Origin of the sequence: Exiguobacterium sp. SH4S7, from assembly GCF_004336795.1 — a bacterium.
Lineage (GTDB): Bacteria > Bacillota > Bacilli > Exiguobacteriales > Exiguobacteriaceae > Exiguobacterium > Exiguobacterium aurantiacum_A.
Window position 1 is genome coordinate 1 of sequence record NZ_SJUT01000018.1, and the last position, 2,998, is coordinate 2,998.

At 54.3% G+C, this 2,998-nt stretch carries 1 rRNA gene; it reads right to left on the minus strand.

The features are described from left to right. Positions 1–3: 3 nt before the first annotated feature. A 23S ribosomal RNA gene (locus EVJ29_RS15195) occupies positions 4–2,917 on the minus strand. Between the last annotated feature and the right edge of the window lie 81 nt (positions 2,918–2,998).

The following is a 2,998-nucleotide window of genomic DNA, read 5'->3' on the forward strand; positions in this document are numbered from 1 at the left end:
TTCTAGATCAAAGCCTCGACCGATTAGTATCATTCAGCTCCACACGTCGCCGTGCTTCCACCCATGACCTATCTACCTCATCGTCTCTGAGGGGTCTTTCTTGATTGCTCAAAGGGAAATCTCATCTCGGAGGGGGCTTCATGCTTAGATGCTTTCAGCACTTATCCCGTCCGCACGTAGCTACCCAGCGATGCTCCTGGCGGAACAACTGGTACACCAGCGGTGCGTCCATCCCGGTCCTCTCGTACTAAGGACAGCTCTCCTCAAATTTCCTGCGCCCACGACGGATAGGGACCGAACTGTCTCACGACGTTCTGAACCCAGCTCGCGTACCGCTTTAATGGGCGAACAGCCCAACCCTTGGGACCTACTCCAGCCCCAGGATGCGATGAGCCGACATCGAGGTGCCAAACCTCCCCGTCGATGTGGACTCTTGGGGGAGATCAGCCTGTTATCCCCAGGGTAGCTTTTATCCGTTGAGCGATGGCCCTTCCATGCGGAACCACCGGATCACTAAGCCCGACTTTCGTCCCTGCTCGACTTGTAGGTCTCGCAGTCAAGCTCCCTTCTGCCTTTGCACTCTACGAATGATTTCCAACCATTCTGAGGGAACCTTTGGGCGCCTCCGTTACTGTTTAGGAGGCGACCGCCCCAGTCAAACTACCCGCCTGACACGGTCCTCCAGCCGGATCACGGCTGCGAGTTAGAGACTCTATACGCAAAGGGTGGTATCCCAAGGATGTCTCCACCGAAGCTGGCGCTCCGGCTTCACAAACTCCCACCTATCCTGTACATCGCGTACAAAGCCTCAATATCAGGCTGTAGTAAAGCTCCATGGGGTCTTTCCGTCCTGTCGCGGGTAACCTGCATCTTCACAGGTACTATGATTTCACCGGGTCTCTCGTTGAGACAGTGCCCAAATCGTTACGCCTTTCGTGCGGGTCGGAACTTACCCGACAAGGAATTTCGCTACCTTAGGACCGTTATAGTTACGGCCGCCGTTTACTGGGGCTTCGGTTCAGTGCTTCTCTTGCGATGACACATCCCCTTAACCTTCCAGCACCGGGCAGGCGTCAGCCCCTATACTTCATCTTGCGATTTAGCAGAGACCTGTGTTTTTGCTAAACAGTCGTTTGGGCCTATTCACTGCGGCTTATGTTGCCATAAGCGTCCCTTCTCCCGAAGTTACGGGACCATTTTGCCGAGTTCCTTAACGAGAGTTATCCCGCGCGTCTTAGAATTCTCATCTCGCCTACCTGTGTCGGTTTACGGTACTGGCGCCGACCTCCTTACTAGAGGCTTTTCTTGGCAGCGTGAAATCCGGTACTTCGCCCTACGGGCTCCACATCACAGCTCAACCTTGTGTGCCGGGCGGATTTGCCAACCCGACGGCCTCGCTGCTTGTCCGTGCACTTCCAGTCGCACGGTTACCTTATCCTTCTGCGTCCCCCCATCGTTCAAACGGTGGTACGGCGGTACAGGAATATCAACCTGTTGTCCATCGCCTACGCCTTTCGGCCTCGGCTTAGGTCCAGACTAACCCTGAGCGGACGAGCCTTCCTCAGGAAACCTTGGGCTTTCGACGGAGGGGATTCTCACCCCTCTTTTCGCTACTCACACCGGCATTCTCACTTCCAAGCGCTCCACGGCTCCTCACGATACCGCTTCACTGCTGCTTGGAACGCTCCCCTACCATTCCTTACGGAATCCATAGCTTCGGTGGTATGTTTAGCCCCGTTAAATTTTCGGCGCGGCGTCACTCGACTAGTGAGCTATTACGCACTCTTTGAATGGTGGCTGCTTCTAAGCCAACATCCTAGTTGTCTGTGCAACGCCACATCCTTTTCCACTTAACATACACTTTGGGACCTTAGCTGATGGTCTGGGCTGTTTCCCTTTCGACTACGGATCTTATCACTCGCAGTCTGACTCCCGAGTACAAGTTGCCGGCATTCGGAGTTTGACTGAATTCGGTAACCCTGTGGGGGCCCCTAGTCCAATCAGTGCTCTACCTCCGGAACTCTTCACCTCGAGGCTAGCCCTAAAGCTATTTCGGGGAGAACCAGCTATCTCCAGGTTCGATTGGCATTTCACCGCTACCCACACCTCATCCCCGCACTTTTCAACGTGCGTGGGTTCGGACCTCCAGTCAGTGTTACCTGACCTTCATCCTGGACATGGGTAGATCACCTGGTTTCGGGTCTACGACGACGGACTGATGCGCCCTATTCAGACTCGCTTTCGCTGCGGCTCCGCCTTATCAGCTTAACCTTGCCCGCCATCGTAACTCGCCGGTTCATTCTACAAAAGGCACGCCATCACCCGTTAACGGGCTCTGACTACTTGTAGGCATACGGTTTCAGGATCTATTTCACTCCCCTTCCGGGGTGCTTTTCACCTTTCCCTCACGGTACTGGTTCACTATCGGTCACTAGGAAGTATTTAGCCTTGGGAGATGGTCCTCCCGGATTCCGACGGGGTTTCACGTGTCCCGCCGTACTCAGGATCCACTCTGGAGGGGATAAGATTTCAGCTACAGGGCCGTCACCTTCTCTGGCCGACCTTTCCAGGTCGTTCACCTATCCTATCCCTTTGTAACTCCGTATAGAGTGTCCTACAACCCCAGGAAGCATGCTTCCTGGTTTGGGCTGTTCCCGTTTCGCTCGCCGCTACTCAGGGAATCGAATTTTCTTTCTCTTCCTCCGGGTACTTAGATGTTTCAGTTCCCCGGGTTTGCCTCACACCGTGCTATGTATTCACACGGGTGTCCCGCCAGTCTCCCGGCGGTGGGTTCCCCCATTCGGATACCTCTGGATCAAAGTGCACTTACCACTCCCCAGAGCATTTCGCTGTTCGTCGCGTCCTTCATCGGCTCCTAGTGCCAAGGCATCCACCGTACGCCCTTTCTACCTTGATCTAGCGTTTCTAAGACACACGGTCCGAACGGACCATGCATATTTTTCTTGGTTTGATGTCTTGATGAATCTTCAGTTTTCAA